At 71.8% G+C, this 20,081-nt stretch carries 18 protein-coding genes; 5 read left to right on the plus strand and 13 right to left on the minus strand.

The window, feature by feature from the left end; all coding sequences use genetic code 11:
- Window positions 1-9: 9 nt before the first annotated feature.
- From V2W30_RS07525 to V2W30_RS07545, 5 genes are all read right to left on the minus strand, one after another.
- Window positions 10-660, minus strand: coding sequence for a GTP-binding protein (locus V2W30_RS07525; RefSeq protein ID WP_425244500.1), 651 nt, complete (start codon window positions 658-660; stop codon window positions 10-12).
- Window positions 641-1,048 (minus strand): DUF742 domain-containing protein, encoded by a 408-nt coding sequence (locus V2W30_RS07530; RefSeq protein ID WP_338694665.1) that lies wholly within the window; start codon window positions 1,046-1,048, stop codon window positions 641-643. The genes V2W30_RS07525 and V2W30_RS07530 overlap by 20 nt, the downstream gene beginning before the upstream one ends.
- Entirely contained in the window at window positions 1,045-1,452 is a 408-nt protein-coding gene (locus V2W30_RS07535) for a roadblock/LC7 domain-containing protein (protein WP_338694666.1), read from the minus strand. The genes V2W30_RS07530 and V2W30_RS07535 overlap by 4 nt, the downstream gene beginning before the upstream one ends.
- Complete coding sequence (locus tag V2W30_RS07540; protein WP_338694667.1) at window positions 1,449-3,056, minus strand: sensor histidine kinase; 1,608 nt, start codon at window positions 3,054-3,056, stop codon at window positions 1,449-1,451. The genes V2W30_RS07535 and V2W30_RS07540 overlap by 4 nt, the downstream gene beginning before the upstream one ends.
- Window positions 3,057-3,369: 313 nt before the next feature.
- Window positions 3,370-3,996 carry a TetR/AcrR family transcriptional regulator gene (locus tag V2W30_RS07545; RefSeq protein WP_338694669.1) on the minus strand — a complete coding sequence of 209 codons (627 nt, stop codon included), beginning with the start codon at window positions 3,994-3,996 and terminating at the stop codon, window positions 3,370-3,372.
- A gap of 164 nt (window positions 3,997-4,160) precedes the next feature.
- On the opposite strand from V2W30_RS07545, the gene V2W30_RS07550 reads away from it, so the two are divergent.
- The 5 genes from V2W30_RS07550 to V2W30_RS07570 all read left to right on the plus strand — a co-directional run bounded on the left by V2W30_RS07550 (window position 4,161) and on the right by V2W30_RS07570 (window position 12,160).
- On the plus strand, window positions 4,161-4,988 hold the full coding sequence (locus tag V2W30_RS07550; RefSeq protein WP_338694670.1) for an urea amidolyase associated protein UAAP1: 828 nt from the start codon (window positions 4,161-4,163) through the stop codon (window positions 4,986-4,988).
- Window positions 4,985-5,662, plus strand: a complete 678-nt coding sequence (locus V2W30_RS07555; RefSeq protein ID WP_338694672.1) for an urea amidolyase associated protein UAAP2 — start codon at window positions 4,985-4,987, stop codon at window positions 5,660-5,662. The genes V2W30_RS07550 and V2W30_RS07555 overlap by 4 nt, the downstream gene beginning before the upstream one ends.
- A complete protein-coding gene (locus tag V2W30_RS07560) occupies window positions 5,659-9,171 on the plus strand; it encodes a 5-oxoprolinase/urea amidolyase family protein (protein ID WP_338694674.1) in 3,513 nt (1,170 codons plus the stop codon). The genes V2W30_RS07555 and V2W30_RS07560 overlap by 4 nt, the downstream gene beginning before the upstream one ends.
- 53 nt (window positions 9,172-9,224) lie before the next feature.
- Window positions 9,225-10,889 (plus strand): allophanate hydrolase, encoded by a 1,665-nt coding sequence (locus V2W30_RS07565; RefSeq protein WP_338694675.1) that lies wholly within the window; start codon window positions 9,225-9,227, stop codon window positions 10,887-10,889.
- 170 nt (window positions 10,890-11,059) lie between these two features.
- Window positions 11,060-12,160, plus strand: a complete 1,101-nt coding sequence (locus tag V2W30_RS07570; RefSeq protein WP_338694676.1) for an LLM class flavin-dependent oxidoreductase — start codon at window positions 11,060-11,062, stop codon at window positions 12,158-12,160.
- Window positions 12,161-12,251: 91 nt separating this feature from the next.
- Here the strand turns inward: V2W30_RS07570 and V2W30_RS07575 are convergent, their stop codons facing one another.
- The 8 genes from V2W30_RS07575 to V2W30_RS07610 all read right to left on the minus strand — a co-directional run bounded on the left by V2W30_RS07575 (window position 12,252) and on the right by V2W30_RS07610 (window position 20,062).
- On the minus strand, window positions 12,252-15,056 hold the full coding sequence (locus V2W30_RS07575) for a DEAD/DEAH box helicase (protein ID WP_338694677.1): 2,805 nt from the start codon (window positions 15,054-15,056) through the stop codon (window positions 12,252-12,254).
- A gap of 43 nt (window positions 15,057-15,099) precedes the next feature.
- Window positions 15,100-16,002, minus strand: a complete 903-nt coding sequence (locus V2W30_RS07580) for a diacylglycerol kinase (protein ID WP_338694678.1) — start codon at window positions 16,000-16,002, stop codon at window positions 15,100-15,102.
- Between the two features lie 42 nt (window positions 16,003-16,044).
- Window positions 16,045-16,995: a twin-arginine translocase subunit TatC gene (gene tatC, locus V2W30_RS07585; RefSeq protein WP_338694679.1), complete on the minus strand. Its 951-nt coding sequence runs from the start codon at window positions 16,993-16,995 to the stop codon at window positions 16,045-16,047.
- Window positions 16,996-17,046: 51 nt separating this feature from the next.
- Window positions 17,047-17,346 (minus strand): Sec-independent protein translocase subunit TatA, encoded by a 300-nt coding sequence (tatA, locus tag V2W30_RS07590; RefSeq protein WP_338694680.1) that lies wholly within the window; start codon window positions 17,344-17,346, stop codon window positions 17,047-17,049.
- A 248-nt stretch (window positions 17,347-17,594) separates the two neighbouring features.
- Window positions 17,595-17,792 carry a hypothetical protein gene (locus V2W30_RS07595; RefSeq protein ID WP_338694682.1) on the minus strand — a complete coding sequence of 66 codons (198 nt, stop codon included), beginning with the start codon at window positions 17,790-17,792 and terminating at the stop codon, window positions 17,595-17,597.
- A gap of 9 nt (window positions 17,793-17,801) precedes the next feature.
- A complete protein-coding gene (locus V2W30_RS07600) occupies window positions 17,802-18,047 on the minus strand; it encodes a hypothetical protein (protein WP_338703523.1) in 246 nt (81 codons plus the stop codon).
- Window positions 18,048-18,133: 86 nt separating this feature from the next.
- Window positions 18,134-19,090, minus strand: coding sequence for a WYL domain-containing protein (locus V2W30_RS07605; protein ID WP_338694684.1), 957 nt, complete (start codon window positions 19,088-19,090; stop codon window positions 18,134-18,136).
- A 15-nt stretch (window positions 19,091-19,105) separates the two neighbouring features.
- Complete coding sequence (locus tag V2W30_RS07610) at window positions 19,106-20,062, minus strand: helix-turn-helix transcriptional regulator (protein ID WP_338694686.1); 957 nt, start codon at window positions 20,060-20,062, stop codon at window positions 19,106-19,108.
- Window positions 20,063-20,081: the final 19 nt, after the last annotated feature.

Genomic DNA, 20,081 nt, shown 5'->3' on the forward strand with positions numbered 1-20,081 from the left:
AGGTGCCGGTCAGCCCTGATGCAGGGCCATCTCGTGCAGATAGCGCATCAGGGTCATCAGGACGTCGCGGCTGGAGGCCCTGCGGCGGGCGTCGCACTCGATGATCGGGACGTGCTGGTCCAGATCGAGGGCCTTGCGCAGCTCCTCGGCGGGATAGCGCGGGCCGTCCGGGAACGCGTTGTTGGCGATGACGAACGGCACGCCGCGCTCCTCCAGACGTCCGATCACGTCGAAGCTGACCTCCAGGCGGCGGGTGTCGATGAGCACGACGGCGCCCAGCGCCCCCTCGAACAGGCCGTTCCACAGGAACCAGAAGCGCTCCTGGCCGGGCGTCCCGAAGAGGTAGAGGACGAGTTCGTCGGTGATCCCGATCCGGCCGAAGTCCATGGCCACGGTCGTGGCGGTCTTCGTCTCCGAGCCGTAGTTGTCGTCGACGCCGATGCCCGCCTGCGTCATGGTCTCTTCGGTGGTGAGCGGGCGGATCTCGCTGACGGACCCCACCATCGTCGTCTTGCCGACGCCGAATCCGCCGACGATGACGATCTTCACGGCCGAGGTGACCGTCTCCGGCATCCGGTCCTCGGCGCGCGGTCCCGGGATGTGCACGCTGCCGACCACCAGGTCGGCGGCGCCGGTCGCGTCAGAGCTTCTGTAGTCCATGCATCACCGCTTCGAGGAGGGAACGGTCGGCGGTCGCACCCCGGATCACCGGTGCGCGCGCCTGGACCAGTTCGGCCGCGAGGAGTTCGCCGAGCAGCACGGTGACCACGCTGAACGGCAGGCTCAGATAGGCCGAGATCTCGGCCGTGGACAGGGGCGTGTGGCACATCCGTAAGACGGCGACCTGTTCGGGGGTCGCCGAGCGGGGCGGGTCCGCGCGCGCCACGATCAGGGTGACCAGATCGAGCGTCGCGCGGTCCGCGCCCTCGGTGCCGCCCGTGATGACGTACAGGCGCTCGGGGTCGATCGCCTTTCCGTCCTGCGGGCCCCGCCGCTCGCGCTGCGGGGGCGGTTCCCGGAACGGTGGTTCGGGGGGACGGGGACTCATACGGTCTGGCCGTTGCGTCGCGGCGGGCTCGTCAGATGGGCTCCGATCCGGATGACGAGATCGCGCATCTGGTGGCTGACGAGTCCGGCGTCCACGAACTGGTCCGCGAGGACCGCCAGATACGCGCCCTTGCCCGCGGCCATCAGATAGAAGAAGCCCCCGTTGACCTCGATGATGACCATGTTCATGGTGCCGTCGCTGTCCGGGATCTCGGTCGCGACGGCGGACGCCAGCGACTGAAGTCCCGCGCAGGCGGCGGCGATCCGGTCCGCCGCGTCCGGATCACCTCCGTAGCGGGCGATGCGCAGACCGTCCGAGGACAGCACCACCACCTGATGCACATTGGGCACGCACTCGGCGAGCTCCTTGAGCATCCAGTCGAAATTGGCGCGTTGCTGGATCACTGGCGGTCTCCCTCGTCGACCTGCTGGTTGTACGCGTCGTCGTGCGGCTTCTGCGCGCCGCCGCCGTCCGGGGCGTCCGGCTTCAGCCCGTTCATGAACGCCTCGACCCACAGGCCGGGCTCGGGCTGGGCCGGCTTCGCGTGCTCCGGCTCCGCGGCCGGTCCCGGCGCGGGCGGCGCGGCGGGCGGCGGCACGCTGAGGTCGGGGTGGCGGGGCGTCACGATGATCTGGTCCTCGATGATCTTCGTGTCGAACTTCCTGCGGCGCTGGGGCAGCCCGTTGGCCCGCCATTCGGTGACCACCGGGACGTCGTCCTCCATGGCGACGAGCGGCGCGGAGGGGCGCGGGCCCGTGGTGGGGCGCCGCGTCTTCTTCAGGCGCGGCTCTTCCTTGATCGGTACGCCGTTGTGGTCGACGCGGGGCACCGCAGTGGCGCCGATGCCGTGGGCGAGGCCGGGGGCGGGCTCCGTGCTCATCATCTCGCGCGGTACGACGAGGACGGCGCGGACGCCGCCGTAAGCGGACTGGCGCAGCGAGATCTGCATGTTGTAGACGGAGCAGAGCCGGCCGACGATCGCGAGGCCGAGGCGCGGGTTCTCGCCGAGGTCGTTGAGGTCGACGCCGGCCTTGGCCTTGTCCAGCATCCGCTCGACCTTGGCCTGGGCCTCCTCGCCGAGGCTGACGCCGCCGTCCTCGATCTCGATGGCGATGCCGGTCTGCACCTCGACGGCGGTGACGTGCACCCGGGTAGACGGGGGCGAGTAGCGGGTCGCGTTGTCGAGGAGTTCGGCGCAGGCGTGGATCAGGGGCTCGACGTAGATGCCCTTGATGGCCGTGTCGCAGATGGCGTGCAGGTCGATGCGCGGGTATTCGAGGATGCGCGACATGGCGCCGCGCAGCACGCTGTAGAGCTTGACGGGCCGCGGCCACTGGCGGCCGGGGCGGGCGCCGCCGAGGACGGTGACGGAGTCGGCGAGGCGGCCGATCAGGGCGGTGCCGTGGTCGATGCGCAGGAGGTCGTCGAAGACCTCCGGGTTGCGGCCGTGGTCCTCCTCCATCTCGCGCAGTTCCTGGGCCTGCTTGTGCACGATGGCCTGGACGCGGCGGGCGACGGAGACGAACGCGCGCTGGGCGGCGTCGTTCTCGGCGGCCGACCGGTCGACCTCCTTGAGGCAGCGGCGCATCAGTTCGCGCTCGCCCGCGGTGACGTCACGGAAGGCGGGGTCGGAGTCGCAGGCGTACTGGACGGCGTCCTTGGGGCTCTCGCCGGCCCGCACCCGGTACACGGCGTGCGGGACGAGTTCCTTGGCGACGCGCAGTGTCCGCTGCTCCTGGCCGGCGATGCGGCTCTCGAGGTCGGCGACGTGGTGCGCGTAGTGCGCGCGCTGGCCCCTGATGATGCGGCCGCGCCGGACCGCCTCGGCGGCGACGGCGACGACCAGGAGCGTGCCGAGGGCGCCGCACAGGGCGACGGCGAGGCGGGCCGGCTGCGTGACGGTGGCGACGGCCGCTCCGGTGGCGGCGGCCATGACCATCGCGGGGAGCAACAGCACGCGTGTGTAGGGGACGTCTCGGCCACCGGGAGGCGATTGAACACTCACCATGTATGCCCTCTGAACGATCGGGTCGGGGAAGTTTGCGACGGCTCGCCATGTTTCGTTCCGGGGATCAATGCGAACCATCGGCACGCAGGGGAACAAGCGCCCGAATACATCTCAACTCGGTGCGCTGCGGGCGAGCTTAGTCCGGCCGGATCATCGCCGAGTCATATTCAGTAAGGCCCTGAAATAACCCCCGCGACAGGAATACACTCGCTCCCATTTACACGCTCAGCGTCGATTCGCACACATGGAGTGATGGCGTCCGGGCGTCCGAACACCGCGGCCCCGAAGGGGTGTCGAGCCAGGTGAGCGGGTGTCAGCAGCCGGCGATGCGCAGCGCGGCGTCGGCCGTGGCGGCGGCGAAGACCGCCACGGAGCGTTCCGGGTCGGAGCGGTGGACGAGAATGACACCTTCGATCAGACCGAACAACAGATCGGTGCGGAGCGAGAGTTCACCCTTGGCGAGGGTGGAACCGGCGCCGGTGTCGGCGATCAACTGCCGGTACGCGTCCTTGAGTTCGGCCCGTACGGCGTGGAATCCGGCGAACCGCTCGCTGCGCACCTCGGGCAGCAGATAGAGGCCGCCCAGGTTGTGCGGGCCGCCGCACAGCAGCTCGACGTCGCGGCGGCACAGCTCCCACAGCCGGCCCTCGGCCGGGCGGTCCACGTCGGCGAGCAGCGCGCGGGCGAGGGTGAGCGAGGGCGTGACGGTCGACTCCAGGAGGTCGGCGAGCAGCTCCTCCTTGCCGGAGACGTAGTGGTACATCGTCGCCTGCCGCATCCCGGCGCGCTCGGCGACGGCGCGGGTGGTGGTCGCCGCGTACCCCTTGGTGGTGAACAACTCCGCAGCGGCTTCCAGGAGTTCGGCACGCGGCGCGAGCCCGCTGTCCGGCCGCTGCGCGGCCCGCGGGCGTCCGACGCGACGCGCTCCCGATGTGCTCATACGGTCGATCGTTGCACATCCGCCCGCACACACGGCGCGGTGAGGACTCGGTAACGGGCACGCAATGACCGGGCAACGCGGCAGTAGTCGCGGCTCCCTAATTTCTGTCGAGCGACAGAAACCGTCGCGCACGTCCCCCGACCGCCGAGCCGGAAGGTCCCGCCATGGCGACAGCGACCACCTACGGAGCCCGCGACCACGCCCGCGCCCAAGCGGGCACCCGCGCCGACGCCATGCCGGTGGTCCCGGCCCGCGACTGGGCCGAACCCCCGTGCGAGGCAGGTCACTTGGTGTGGGCGGAGACCGTCGCGGGCGGCAACTACACGCACCGCGTCCTGGCCCGCGGCACCGAACTGCGCCTCACCGACCTCACCGGCTCCGCCTGCGCGCACCTGCTCCTCTTCGTCGACGGGCGCCCGTGGGAGCGGCTGAACGTGGCCGACACCGTGAAGGTGCAGTGGAACGCCCACCTCGGCGAGAACCGCCTGCTCCTGTCCGACCAGGGCCGGGTCCTCGCCTCGATCGTGGCCGACACGACGGGCGGCCGGCACGACGCGCTGTGCGGCACCTCCACCCTCGTACGGAACGTGCGACGGTACGGGGCCGGGACCGCCGAGTCGCCGTCGCCGGCCGGGCGGGAGCTGTTCAAGCTGGCCGCCGCCAAGAACGGTCTGACGCCGCGCGACCTGCCGCCCTCCCTCTCCTTCTTCCAGGGCGTGCGGATCAGCGAGGACGGAGACGTGCGGTTCCTCGGACCGGCGGGTCCGGGGGCGAGCGTGACCCTCCGCGCCGAGCAGGACGTGACGGTGCTGATCGCGAACGCGCCGCACCCGTCCGACCCCCAAGACGCCTACGTCTGCGGCCCCTTGGAGGTGCTGGCGTGGCGGGCGGCGCCGACCGGCGCGAAGGACCCGCTCTGGGACGCCACGCCCGAGGGCCGCCGCGCCTTCCAGAACACCGCCGACTTTCTCGCCTCCAGGGGGATCCAGTGACCACGTCGACCGCATCGGCCCCGCCCGCCGCACCGGCCGTCCCGGCCACGCCCGCCACGTTCACCGTCGCCGCACGCGCCGCCTGGTCGTCCGTCGTGCGGGCCGGCGAGACCCTCACCCTCACCGATCTGCACGGCAATCAGGCCGTGGACTTCCTCGTGTACGACGCCGCGGACACGACCGTGCGCTACAGCGCGCCCGACACGATCCACGCGCAGGGCGGCATCTTCCTGACCACGGGCAGCGTGCTGCTGAGCAACGAGCACACCCCGCTGATGACGGTCGTCGCCGACGACGTGGGCCGCCACGACACGGTCGGCGGCGCCTGCTCCAAGGAGTCCAACACGCTGCGCTACGGCCACCACACCTGGTCGCAGCACGCCTGCGTCGACAACTTCCTCGCCGAGGGCGCCCGTTGGGGGCTCGACAAGCGCGATCTCGTCTCGAACATCAACTGGTACATGAACGTCCCCGTGGAGGAGGACGGCACGCTCGGCATCGTCGACGGCCTGTCGGCGCCCGGCCTGAAGGTGACGCTGCGCGCGGAGCGCGACGTCCTCGTCCTCGTCTCCAACTGCCCGCAGATCAACAACCCGTGCAACGGCTTCGAGCCGACGCCGGTCGAGATGACGATCACCGCCGCGCACGCCACTCACGAAGGCAGGGCCGCATGACCTTCGACACGCTGCTCGTCGCCAACCGGGGCGAGATCGCGGCCCGGATCATCCGCAGCGCGCGCGAGGCGGGGCTGCGCACGGTCGCCGTCTTCTCCGACCCGGACCGCGGGGCGCCGCACGTCCGGCTCGCCGACGAGGCGGTCCGGCTCGGTCCCGCGCCCGCCAAGGAGTCGTATCTCGACGCGGACCTGATCCTGCGGGCGGCGAAGGACACGGGGGCCGGGGCGATCCACCCGGGCTACGGATTCCTGTCCGAGGACGCCGGGTTCGCCCGCCGCTGCGCCGACGCGGGCATCGTGTTCGTCGGCCCGACCCCGGACCAACTGGAACTGTTCGGGGCCAAGCACACCGCCCGCGCGGCGGCCGAGGCGGCCGGGGTGCCGCTCGCGCCCGGCACGGGCCTGCTGCCCGACGTGGACTCGGCGCTCGACGCGGCCGCCACGATCGGCTACCCGGTCATGCTCAAGGCCACCGGCGGCGGGGGCGGCATCGGCATGTCGGCCTGCCGCACCCCGGACGAGCTGCGGGACGCGTGGGAGCGGGTGCAGCGCGTGGCGGCGGCGTCCTTCTCGTCGGCGGGCGTGTTCCTGGAACGGCTCGTCGAGAACGCCCGCCACGTCGAGGTGCAGGTCTTCGGCGACGGCGCGGGCCGGGTCGTCACGTTCGGCGACCGCGACTGCTCCTTGCAGCGCCGCAACCAGAAGGTGGTGGAGGAGGCCCCGGCGCCCGGCATCCCCGACCACGTACGCGCACACCTCGCCACCGCGGCACGGGACTTGTGCGCGAGCGTCGACTACCGCTCCGCGGGGACCGTCGAGTTCGTCTACGACGCCGCTCGCGAGGAGGCGTACTTCCTGGAGGTCAACACCCGCCTCCAGGTGGAGCATCCGGTCACCGAGGAGATCTACGGCGTCGACCTCGTCGCGTGGATGCTGCGCCTGGCCCGGGGCGAGTCGGACGTCGTCCGCGATCCGGGGGCGCCGCGCGGCCACGCCGTCGAGGCGCGGATCTACGCGGAGGACCCGAGCCGTGACCACCGGCCGAGCGCCGGTCTGCTGACGCGGGTGGAGTTCCCCGCGGGCGTGCGCGTGGACGGCTGGATCGAGACGGGGACCGAGGTCTCCACCGCGTACGACCCGATGCTGGCGAAGGTCGTCGCGTACGGCACCGACCGCGCGCACGCCCTCGCCCGCCTGGACGACGCGCTGGCCCGCGCCCGCGTCGACGGCATCGAGACGAACCTGGGGCTCGTCCGCACGGCCCTCGCCGACCCGGAGTTCACCGCGGGCACCCACTCGACGGCGACGCTGGCCCGGGTCACCGACCCGACGCCGCGCATCGAGGTGGTCGCGGGCGGCACGCTCACCACGGTGCAGGACTGGCCGGGGCGGATCGGGCACTGGCAGGTGGGGGTCCCGCCCTGCGGTCCGATGGACGACCTCTCCTTCCGGCTCGGCAACCGCGCGCTCGGCAACGACGAGGGAGCGCCGGGTCTCGAATGCACCCTCCAGGGGCCGGAGTTGAGGTTCACGCACCCGACCACGGTGTGTGTGACGGGCGCCCCGGCGCCGGTCACGGTCGACGGCAGGCCGGTGCCGCTGTGGGAGCCGGTGACCGTCCCGGCGGGCGGCGTCCTCGCCGTCGGCGCCCCGACCGGGCACGGCCTGCGCACGTACGTCCTGGTCGCGGGCGGCGGGCTCGACGTGCCGCCGTTCCTGGGCAGCGCCGCGACGTTCACGCTCGGCGGCTTCGGCGGTCACGGCGGCCGGACCCTGCGCACGGGCGACGTCCTGCACGGCGGCTCCTCGACCGAGGGGCCGGCCGTCCCGCCGGCCGAGCGCCCCGCGTTCACCTCCTCGTGGACGGTCGGCGTGCTCGAAGGCCCGCACGCCGCACCGGAGTTCTTCACCGAGGACGACATCCACGCGTTCTACGCGGCCGACTGGAAGGTCCACTTCAACTCGGCCCGCACCGGTGTCCGCCTGGTCGGCCCCAAGCCCCGCTGGTCCCGAACCGACGGCGGCGAGGCGGGCCTGCACCCCTCCAACATCCACGACACCCCGTACTCGGTCGGCGCGGTCGACTACACCGGTGACATGCCGGTGCTGCTCGGCCCGGACGGCCCCTCGCTCGGCGGTTTCGTCTGCCCGGCGACGGTCGCCTCCGCCGAGCGCTGGAAGCTGGGCCAGCTGCGCCCCGGCGACACGGTCCGCTTCGCGCCGGTCACGGCGGACGGCGCGGCCCGCCCGGCCGTCGTCGACGGCGGTGTCCTGGCCCGCGACGGCGACATCACGTACCGGCGCAGCGGCGACGACAACCTGCTCGTCGAGTTCGGCCCGATGCAGCTCGACCTGGCGCTGCGGATGCGGGTGCACGCGCTGATGGAGGCGGTGTCGGACGCGGCGCTCACCGGCGTACGGGATCTGACGCCCGGCATCCGCTCGCTCCAGATCAAGGTCGACCCCGCCGTCCTGCCCCAGCCCGAACTCCTGCGCCAGGTACGGGACATAGCGTCCGAGCTCCCACCGACGGACGAGCTGACGGTGCCGTCCCGCACGGTCCACCTGCCGCTCTCCTGGGACGACCCGGCGACCCGCGAGGCCATCGCCCGCTACATGGCGGGGGTGCGCGACGACGCGCCGTGGTGCCCGTGGAACATCGAGTTCATCCGCCGCGTCAACGGTCTCACCTCGGTCGACGCCGTGTACGCCACGGTCTTCGACGCCGAGTACCTGGTCCTCGGCCTCGGCGACGTCTACCTGGGCGCGCCGGTGGCCACCCCGCTCGACCCGCGCCACCGCCTGGTGACGACCAAGTACAACCCGGCCCGCACCTGGACCGCCGAGAACTCCGTCGGCATCGGCGGCGCGTACCTCTGCGTCTACGGGATGGAGGGCCCCGGCGGCTACCAGTTCGTGGGGCGTACGACGCAGGTCTGGTCGGGGTGGCAGCAGCGCGGGGCGTTCGAGCCGGGGGCGCCGTGGCTGCTGCGCTTCTTCGACCGGATCAAGTGGTACCCGGTGTCGCCCGAGGAACTGCTCGAACTCCGCGCGGACATCACGTCGGGCCGCTTCGTGCCGCGCATCGAGGAGGGCACCTTCTCGCTGCGCGACCACGAGGCGTTCCTGGCGCGCGAGGCGGACTCGATCGCGGAGTTCCGGGCCACGCAGGGCGCCGCGTTCTCGGCGGAGCGCGACGCGTGGGAGGCGGCCGGCGAGTTCGCCCGCGCCGAGGCGGCGAGCGAGCCCGCACCACCCGCCGACGACCTCGCGATTCCGCCGGGCGGCACGGTCGTGGAGGCCGAGTTCGCCGCGAGCGTCTGGCAGGTGAACGTGGCCGAGGGCGACACCGTGGAGCCGGGAACCCTGCTCGTGTCCCTGGAGGCGATGAAGATGGAGGCCCCGGTGCGCGCGACCAGGTCGGCCCGCGTCCACCAGCTCCTCACCAAGCCGGGCGCCCAGGTGGAACCGGGCACGCCCTTGCTGATCCTGGCCCCGACCGCCTGATGCGAGGAACCGCGCGACCCGCCACGACGAGAGCCACACCAGAGGGAGCCCCCATGAACCGGGCAGTGACCAGAGTCCGCGCCGCCTACGCCCGCATCGCCGAGACGGACCGCCCCGAGATCTGGATCGACCTCCGCCCCCGGGCGGAGGTGGAGGCGGAGGCGGCGGCCGTCCCCGACTATCTCCCCCTGGCCGGAACCCTGTTGGCGGTCAAGGGCAACATCGACGTGGCGGGCCTGCCCACCACCGCCGGATGCCCCTCGTACGCGTACCTCCCGGAGGCGGACGCCCCGGCGGTGGCCCGCCTCCGCGCGGCCGGCGCGATCGTCATCGGCACGACGAACCTCGACCAGTTCGCCACCGGCCTCGTCGGCACCCGCTCCCCGTACGGCGCGGTCAGGAACGCCCTCGACCCGGACCGCATCAGCGGCGGCTCCAGTTCGGGTTCGGCGGTCGCCGTGGCCCTGGGCATCGCCGACCTCGCCCTCGGCACGGACACGGCGGGCTCGGGCCGCGTCCCCGCCGCCCTGAACGGCATCGTCGGCCTCAAGCCCACGTACGGCGTCGTCCCGACGGACGGCGTGGTCCCGGCCTGCGCCTCGCTCGACTGCGTCTCCGTCTTCGCCCGTACGGTGGCGCAGGCCGAGCGCGCCCTGTCGTTCCTGGCGGACCCGGCGCCGGCGGCTCCCGCCCGCGTGCCGGGCCCCTGGCGCATCGCGGTCCCGCGCCCCGGGCAACTGGGCGAGCTGGCACCAGGATGGGAGGCCGCGTACGAGGATGCGACCCGCCAACTCGCCCTCTCCGGGGCAGAGTTGAAGGAGATCGACCTGACGCCGTTCACCGAGGCGGCCGCGATGCTCTATGAGGGAGCGTTCGTCGCGGAGCGCTATACGGCGGTGGGCGCCTTCCTCGACAAGGCGAACGGGGCGGACGAGACGCCGGCACCCGGTGCGACCGGTGGCGATCTCGATCCCACGGTCGCCGGCATCATCACGCGGGCCCGCGACCTCCCGGCCCACCGGCTCTTCGCCGACCAGGCCCGCCTGTCCGCACTGCGCACCGCCGCACTCGCCCAACTGGCCGACGTGGACGCCCTGTTGCTGCCGACGACCACCGAACACCCCACCCTCGCCGACGTCGCGGCGGACCCGCTCGGGGTCAACGCCCGGCTGGGCCGCTTCACCAACTCCACGAACCTCTTCGGCCTGTGCGCCGCGGCCGTCCCCGCGGGCACGGTCCACGGCCTCCCGTTCGGCGTGATGCTGATCGGCGCCGCGCACACCGACGACCGCCTGGCCCGCATCGCGGAGACCGTCACGACGCCACCCACCCACGTCGCCGTGGTCGGCGCCCATCTGACCGGCCAGCCACTGAACGGCCAACTCCTGTCTCTGGGCGCCGAGTTCGACCGTACGACGACGACCTCACCCGCGTACCGGCTGCACGCCCTGCCCACCGCACCGCCCAAGCCGGGCCTGGTCCACGTGGGCCCGGAGCGGGGCAGGCCGATCGAGGCGGAGGTCTGGCGCATCCCGGCCGCGGGCCTGGGGCAGCTCCTCACGGCACTCCCCCGGCCCATGACCCTGGGCCGCGTCACCCTCGCCGACGGCGCCGAGGTCCCCGGCTTCCTCTGCGCGCCCGAGGCGCTCCACGACGCCCCCGACATCACCCACCACGGCGGCTGGCGCGCCTACGTGGCGGCGCAAAGACGTGGTTGACGTTTCACGCGTCCGCCTGGTCAACTGACGGCATGCGCCCTCAGCTGCGGCTGGTCACCCGCGACCACATCGACTTCGGTCGTGTGTGGTCGGCGGCGTGTTGCGCCTGACGACGATCCGACGTCCAGGCCAGCACATCCGACCCCGCACCGCAGAAGAGGCGTATCCCCATGCCCGTAGAGTTCCTCGGCATTGCCGCGACCAACGAAGGCTCCGAAGTGACCGCCCGCTCGGGCCCGTCCTTCGACAAGGACTACACGCTCCGGCTCGCCCGCGCCCACGAGGAGTACGGCTGGGACCGCATCCTCTTCGCGTACGGCTCCGGCTCGCCCGACCCGTCGCCCGCCGCCGCCTACATCGCGGCCCGCACGGAGAAGATCCAGATCCTGGTCGCGCACCGGCCGAACGTCTCGTACCCGACGTTCGCGGCGAAGACGTTCGCCACGCTCGACCGCATCAGCGACGGCCGGCTCGCCGTCCACTTCATCACCGGCGGCAACGACCACGAGCAGCAGCGCGAGGGCGACTTCCTCACGAAGGACGAGCGGTACGCCCGCACGCGCGAGGCCATCCAGATCATCAAGAAGGCGTGGACGTCGCACGAGCCGTTCGACCACGAGGGCGCGCACTATCGCTTCCGTGACTTCGTGAGCGACACCTTCCCGGTCCAACTCCCGCACCCGCCGGTCTCGTTCGGCGGTTCGTCGCCCGCGGCGTACGCGGCGGGCGGCGCCGAGGCGGACATCTACTGCCTGTGGGGCGAGCCCCTCGCGCAGACCGCCGAGCAGATCGAGTCGGTCAGGGCGGCGGCGAAGGCGGCGGGCCGTACGGACACCCCGCGCATCCAGGTCGCGTTCCGTCCGATCATCGCGCCCACGGAGGAGCTGGCCTGGGAGAAGGCCCACGCGACGCTGGCCCGCATCAAGGCGCGCAAGGCGGGCAGCCCGCTCTCCCGCCGCCATCCGGTCACGAACCCGCAGAACGCGGGCTCCCAGCGGCTCCTGGCGGCAGCGGCGCAGGGCGAGCGTCACGACCGCGCGCTGTGGACCCCCACGGCGGCGGAGACGGGCGGCGCGGGCAACTCCACCGCGCTGGTGGGCACACCGGAAACCGTGGCGCAGGCCCTCCTCGACTACTACGACCTGGGCGTCGACATCCTCTCGGCCCGCGGCTACGACCTGCTGGACGACGCGATCGACTTCGGCCGCCATGTGATCCCGATCGTCCGAGAAGAGGTCGCGAAGCGGGACGCGGAACGCGCGGCGGCCTAGCAACTCCCCCGCCCGCCCTGGCCCCGGCTTTGGCGCGGAAAAGCCGGGGGCGCCGTCCCATCGACGGCGCCCCCGGCGAAAGCCCGCGCACTCACCCCACGGACGAGTACGCCACGACTCCCCGCAGCAGACCGTCGACGGCCTTGCGTGCGTTGCGGCCCACGGTGGATCCCGGGGGCGACGCCGCGGCGATCTGCCCCAGCACGTCGATGACCTGCTTGCACCACCGCACGAAGTCACCGGCCGGCATCTCCGCCTCCCGCAGCACCTCGTCGAGCCCCTTGCCCGAGGCCCACTGGTACGCGGCCCAGGCGAAGCCGAGATCGGGCTCGCGCTGCCCGACACCCTCCGCCTGGTTGATACGGAAGTCCTCCTCCAGGGCTTCGAGCCGGCCCCAGATCCGCACCATCTCGCCGAGCGCGGCCTTGGCCTTGCCCGAGGGCACCTTCGGGGCGAGCGCGTCGTCGCTGACCCGTGCCTCGAACACCAACGCCGAGACACACGCGGCGAGTTCGGCCGGGTTCAGGCCCTCCCAGACACCGTCGCGCAGGCACTCACTGGCCAGCAGGTCGAGCTCGCCGTACAGCCGCGCGAGCCGCTTGCCGTGCTCGGTGACCTCGTCGGCGCGCAGATAGTCCAGCTCCGTCAGAAGCTTGACGATGCGGTCGAAGGTCCGCGCGATGGTGTTGGTGCGGCCCTCGATCCGCCGCTCCAGCTGCGCGGTGTCCCGCTTCAGCCGGTGGTAGCGCTCGGCCCACCGCGCGTGGTCCTCCCGCTCGGAGCAGCCGTGGCAGGGATGCGCGCGCAGCTCGGTGCGCAGGCGCGCGATCTCGCGGTCGTCCGCGGCCGCCGCGCGCCCCTTCTTGTGCCGGTCGGGCACGATGTGCCCGGCCTTGGTGCGCAGCGCGGACGCGAGGTCGCGCCGCGACTGGGGCGAGCGCGGGTTGAACGACTTCGGGATCCGCATCCGCTCCAGCGCCTCCACGGGCACCGGGAAGTCGATGGACGCGAGCCGCTTGACCTGCCGCTCGGCGGTCAGGACCAGCGGGCGGGGTCCGTCGTGGTGCTCGAACCCGCGGTGCCCGTTGGACCGGCCGGCCGGCAGCCCGGGGTCGAGGACCAGCGCGAGCCCCGCGAACTTCCCCGTCGGCACGTGGATGACGTCGCCCGGCTTGAGCTTCTCCAGCGCGGCGGCCGCCTGGACGCGCCGCTGCACGGCGCCCTGCTTCGCCAACTCGGTCTCGCGGTCCTTCAGTTCGCGCCGCAGCCGCGCGTACTCCTCGAAGTCCCCGAGGTGGCAGGTCATGGACTCCTGGTAGCCCTCGAGCCCTTCCTCGTTCTTCTGCACCTGCCGGGAGATCCCGACGACGGACTTGTCCGCCTGGAACTGGGCGAAGGAGGTCTCGAGCAGCTCCCGGGAGCGGTGCCGCCCGAACTGCTCGACCAGGTTCACCGCCATGTTGTACGACGGCTTGAAGCTGGACTTGAGCGGATACGTGCGGGTGCCGGCGAGCCCGGCCAGGTGCTCGGGGCTGAAGCCGCGCTGCCACAGGACCACGGCGTGGCCCTCGACGTCGATGCCACGCCGCCCCGCACGCCCGGTCAGCTGGGTGTACTCGCCCGGGGTGATGTCGGCGTGCTGCTCTCCGTTCCACTTGACGAGCTTCTCCAGGACCACGGATCTGGCCGGCATGTTGATGCCGAGCGCCAGCGTCTCCGTGGCGAAGACGGCCTTCACCAGGCCCCGCACGAACAGCTCCTCCACGACCTCCTTGAAGGTCGGCAGCATGCCCGCGTGGTGCGCGGCGATCCCGCGCTCCAGGCCTTCCAGCCACTCGTAGTACCCGAGGACGTGCAGATCCTCGTCCGGGATGGACGCGGTCCGCTCCTCGACGATCTCGCGGACCCGGGCCCGCGCGTCGTCGTCGTTCAGCCGCAGCCCCGCGAACAGGCACTGCTGCACGGCCGCCTCGCACGCGGCCCGGCTGAAGATGAACGTGATGGCGGGCAGCAGGCCTTCGCTGTCGAGCCGGTCGATGACCTCGGGCCGGCCAGGCGTCCAGATACGGGACCGCTGACGGCGCTCCCGCTCCCGGTCGGCCTCCCGCATGTTCCGCCCGCGCCGCCGGTCCTGGTAGGAGGGCCGGCTCGCTTCCATGCGCGCCATGCGGGTCAGGTCGGGGTTGACGGCCTTCTTGCTGCCCTCACCCTCCTCGAAGAGGTCGTACATCCGGCGCCCGGCGAGGACGTGCTGGAACAGCGGGACGGGCCGGTGCTCGGAGACGATCACCTCGGTGTCGCCGCGCACGGTGTCGAGCCAGTCGCCGAACTCCTCCGCGTTGGACACCGTCGCCGACAGCGAGACGAGCGTGACGGACTCCTGGAGGTGGATGATCACCTCTTCCCACACGGCACCGCGGAAGCGGTCGGACAGGTAGTGCACCTCGTCCATGACCACGTAGCCGAGATTGATCAGCGCCTGCGATCCGGCGTACAGCATGTTCCGCAGCACTTCGGTGGTCATGACGACCACGGGTGCGTCGCTGTTCACACTGTTGTCGCCGGTCAGCAGCCCGACCTTGTCGGCACCGTACCGCTTCGACAGGTCCTGGTACTTCTGGTTCGACAGCGCCTTGATGGGTGTCGTGTAGAAGCACTTCTTGCCCTGGAGCAGGGCGAGGTGGACGGCGAACTCGCCGACGATCGTCTTGCCGGAGCCGGTGGGCGCCGCGACCAGGACGCCCTTGCCCGCCTCCAGCGCCTGGCACGCCTCGATCTGGAAGGGGTCGAGGCCGAAGTCGTACATCTCGCGGAAGGAAGCGAGCGCGGTGGCCTGCTCTGCGGCCCGCTGACGGGCTGCCGCATACCGCTCGGCCGGGGAGAGGTCCTCTGTCATCGTGCTTTCGAGCCTACCGGCCACCACCGACAACGGACGATCATTATCCGGTAAGGCCTCCGGTGAGGACCCGCACCGCTCCCGGCACACACTCCGCCACCAGCGGCAACGCCCCGACGCGCTCCCCGTCCGCGTACCCCGTGATGTCGTCGGCGACGAGTTCGACCCGCGCCGCGCGGTACGTGCTGACGACGGGGTGGTCAAGATGCGTCCCCTTGTAGACCCGCGGGAACACCCGCAGCAGCGTCGCCCGCGAGCACGCCCCCACCACGGTCACGTCGAACAGCCCGTCGCTCATGTCGGCACCGGCGCAGATGCGCATGCCGCCCCCGTACGAGGTCCCGTTCCCCACGGCGACGAGGGTCGCGGCGATCTCCCGTACGCCACCGTCCTCGAAGGTGATCCGGAAAGGCACGGGCTGGAAGGCGGCCAGTTCGAGGGCGATCGCCAGGTCGTACTTGAAGCGGCCGAGCGGCAGCCGCATCCGGTTGCCCCGGTCGTTGACACGGGAGTCGAACCCGGACGCGAGCACGGTCCCGAACCAGTGGTCGCCGATCCGCCCCAGGTCGATGTCGCGGACGAGCGAGCCCTTGAGCGCCCGCGCGACGAGCGCGCCGGCCCCGGCGGGGTCCCGTACGGGAAGGCCGAGAGCCCGCGCGAAGTCGTTGCCCGTGCCGACGGCGATCACGCCGAGCGGGGTGCGGGTCCCGGCGACGGCTTGCAGCGCGAGATTCACGAGCCCGTCCCCGCCGACCGCCACCAGGGCCCCGGTCCCCTCCCGCACCGCGGCACGCGCGCGTGCCAGGGCGTCGGGGGCGTCCTCCCCGATGACGGTCCGCACGGAGAAGCCTGCCGCCCGCAACGCGGAAGCGGCCGGCTGCGCAGCACCTGCGCCCCGGCCGCGTCCCGCGGTGGGATTGACGAAGAGGGTGATCTCACTGCTCACGGCCGGACCCTAACAACTGGCCCGCCCAGAACAGGAGTTACCTCAGGTCACATCGTCGTAACCGTTGATCCGCTCCGCCGTCGTCTGCTCGGGCAGCGGCGTACGGCTCGCGCTCACGGGCTCGATCTCGCCGACCGCCTCGGGCTCCAGCTCGATCACGGACGCCTCGTCGTCGTCGAGGTCGGCGTCGGGGTTGTTACGGCGCCGGCGCTTGTCGTTGATCAGCGAGAAGAGCACGGCGGCGAAGTAGAGCACCCAGATCGGCGCCGCAAGGGCCAGCATCGACAGCGGGTCGGTGCTCGGGGTCGCCACGGCCGCGAACACCGTGATGCCCATGATCATCGCCCGCCACCAGCCCAGCATCCGCTTGCCGGTGATCGCCCCGATGAGGTTGAGGAACACGAGGAGCAGCGGCAGCTCGAACGAGAGGCCGAAGACGATCACCATGCGCGTCACGAGATCGAGCAGGTCGTCCAGCGGCAGCAGGTTCGACGCGTTGCCCGGCGTGAAGTCGATCAGCACCTTCGCGGTGGTGGGCAGAATCGCGTACGCGAAGTAGGCGCCGCACAGGAACAGCGGGACGCCGGTGCCCACGAACCCGTAGGCGTACTTCTTCTCGTGCTTGTGCAGGCCGGGAGCGATGAAGCCCCACAGCTGGTAGAGCCAGACCGGCGAGGCGAACACGATGCCCGCCATCAGCGAAATCTTCAGGGCCAGCGTGAAGGGCGTCAGCAGACCATTGATGGTGATTTCCGCGCAGGGCTCGGACTTGACCTTCGACAGCTGCGAGAACGACTGGTCACAGCCGACCGAGTCCAGGATCGGCTTGGTGATCAGATCGACGATGTCCTTGTAGAAGAACGCCGCGACGATCGTGACCACGACGACGCCAAGAAGTGCCTTCGTCAGCCGATTACGAAGCTCACGCAGGTGCTCCGCGAGCGGCATCCGCCCCTCGGGATCCCTCTCCTGCTTGCGGGCAGACTTGATCAACCCACGTCCTCATCTCGTGCGACAGGCCGCCATGACAGGGGCGGCCTTCGATCAGCTCTGCGTCGTCTGGTTCGTCGGCTCGGTCACGGGACGCGAGCTGCTCACGTCACCGGGCGCGGCCTTGATGGTGCGCGGGGCCGGCGGCTGCTGGTCGGCCGGCTGCGGCGGGTCCGACGGGGCGGCATCCTGGTTGCCACCCTCGTTCTTCATCGCCTTGGCTTCACTCTTGAGGATGCGGGCCGACTTGCCGAGCGAGCGCGCCATGTCCGGGAGCTTCTTCGCGCCGAACAGGAGGAGGATGACCACGAGCAGAATGATGAACTCGGGGGCGCCGATCTTTCCACCGAACATATGCGTTTACCTTCTCACTGAGGCGGCAGGGGCGGGACTGCCGGTACCGATCGGACTTCGGACTGTTGTCCGACCACCGTGCTGGCAGCGATCGTATCCCGTGGGGGTGAACGCGGGGCAATCCCCGTGCGTACTCCCAGTTGCGACCCGCGCCTCACTTTCAGGCCGCGTAGAGGAGCGTACCCGCCGAACCTGGGCGCCGGACAGGTCACAGGGGTAAAGCGCTTTCCATCCTGCCCCGCGGAGCGTCAGACGACTTCGCCGCCGGCCTTCGCCACACTCACCGCGGCCCGCTCCAGATCCTCGGCGGCCCGGTTGATCTGCCGTGTGGTGTCGGCGACTTGGCGCCCCAGGCGCTCGGCCTCGACGAACACCTTGATCGCGAGAACGGCGAGCACAGCAAGCCCGACGAACCCCACAGCCACCGCCAGCATCGCCCAGAACATGCGCCGAGCCTAGACGGTCTGGTGGAGGCGCAGGGTCCGCACCCCGCCACCGGTGAGGAGTTCGACGATGCGCTCGCCCGCGGGCTTGCGTACGGCGGTGTCGCACTCGGGGCAGGTGAAGGAGTAGAAGGTGGTGCGGCTGCTGGCGCCGATCGCCAACCGGATCGCGGCGGCGTCCAGTTCGAAGCGGGCGCGGCAGTCCGGGCAGGCGGCCTTGAAGACGACGGGCGCCGGAGCGGCCACCACGGCAGACATTTCGGCGATACCGGAGAAACCGGTCACACCAGTGATTTCGCCCACGTCACACCTCTCGTCCGTTCCTGACCGCACACCCAACTCCCTCACGCCGCCCCGTCGTACGCGGCGAGCGCCTCCCGCGCCGCGTCGCGCGCGCTCTCGGCGAGCTGGGCGGGCGCCACGATGTGCCCGTCCCGGCCGAGCCGCAGCGCGAGCCGGCGCAGCGAGGAGGGGTCGGGCGTGCGCAGCGTGATCCGCAGCCCGCCGTCCACCAGTTCCTCGGCGCTGTCGTGCGGGTAGTACTCGGCGACCCAGCGCCCGCCGGGCCCGACCTCGATGACGACCTCGGGGTCCTCGGCGGCCGGCTGCACGAGCCCCTCGGAGAGGTCTCGCAGTTCCACCTCGGGCGGCGCGGACGCCTCGTCGAGGATGCGGATCTCGGCGACCCGGTCGAGCCGGAACGTGCGCCGCGCCTCGGACCGACGGCACCACGCCTCCACGTAGGTGTGGCCGACGGAGACGAGGCGGATCGGGTCGATCTCCCGCTCGGTGACCTCGTCGCGCGCGGGCGAGTAGTAGCGGATCCACAGACGGCGGCGCTCGGAGATCGCCCGGTCGACGTCGGCGAAGACGCCGCCCTCGGACTCGAAGGTGACCGACAGGCGCGCGCTCGCGCTCGCCGCCTCCCCCGCCGCGGTCTCCAGCTTGGCGGTCGCCCGCAGCAGCGCGAGCCGGTCGCTCTCGCGCAGCCCCGGCAGCGTCGCCACGGCCCGCGCGGCGACGAGCAGCGCGGTCGCCTCGTCGGCGGCGATCCGCAGCGGCTCGGCGACGTCGTCCGGGTTGTGCCACCAGATGCGGTCGCCGTCGGTGTCGATGTCGAGGAGGTCACCGCCGCGGAAGCTCGTCCCGCACAGCGGCAGCACGTCGAGGTCGGAGATCAGCTCGTCCTCGGTGATGCCGAAGGCCCGCGCGACGTCGCTGACGTGCGCCCCGGGGCGCTCCCGCAGGTAGGTCACCAGGGACAGCATCCGCCGGGTCTGGTCGATGGCGTTGGAAGCCATGCTCGTCCCTCTCCCTCAGCCCTTGGCCACGGCGCGCAGCCGGTCCACGACATCGGCCCGCAGCTCGGCGGGCTCCAGCACGACCACGTCGGGGCCGAACTCCACGAGCCAGGCGTCGAGCCCGTGCCCGTACGGAATCTCCAACTCGTCCCAGCCGTCGCCCAGTTCCCGTACGGAGACGGCCTTGGCGCGCAGCGGGTAGCCGGAGCCCGCGCGGAGTCTGATCAGCGCGGAGCGGTCGGCGGTCTCCCCGGCCCAGCCGGCGACGGTCTCCCGCACCGTCACGACATCGGGCACGGGCGCCTTGAACCGGCCCGCGCGGGAGCGCACCTTGCCGGTGATCCGGGAGAGCCGGAAGACCCGCTCGGCCTGCCGGTCGCGGTCCCAGCCGGCCAGGTACCAGTGGCCGCGCCAGCACTCCAGGGCCCACGGCTCGACGTGCCGCTGCTCGGGCCGGGCGGCGGTCGCCTTGCGGTAGTCGAAGACGACGGCGCGGCGGTCGCGACAGGCCAGCATCAGCGGTTCGAAGGACGCCTCGTGCACGGGGATGCGCGGTTCGAGCGCGCCGTGGTGCGCCTCGTACGGGTCCACGTCCTCGGGCATCCCGGCCGCGCGCAGCTTCTGCAGGGCGCCGCTCGCGGCGCCGGCGAGGCGGGCCTGCTGCCAGACCTTGGCGGCGAGGCCGAGGGCGGCCGCCTCCTCGCCGTCGAGCGTGACGGGCGGCAGCCGGTTGCTGTCGCGGCGGGCCAGGTAGCCGACGTCGCCGTCCAGGTTCTCCACGGTCTCGATGACCAGGCCGAGCTCGCGGAGATCGTCCTTGTCGCGCTCGAACATGCGGTTGAAGGAGTCGTCGTTGCCCGCTTCCAGGTAGGCCTCGATGGACCCCCGCAGCTCGCGCTTGCTGAGCGGACGCCGCGTCCCGAGCAGACACAGCGCCAGATTCATCAGCCGCTCGGCCTTGGCAATGGCCATCGACGCCCTTTCCTCAGGT

Origin of the sequence: Streptomyces sp. Q6, assembly GCF_036967205.1 — a bacterium.
Taxonomy (GTDB): domain Bacteria; phylum Actinomycetota; class Actinomycetes; order Streptomycetales; family Streptomycetaceae; genus Streptomyces; species Streptomyces citrinus.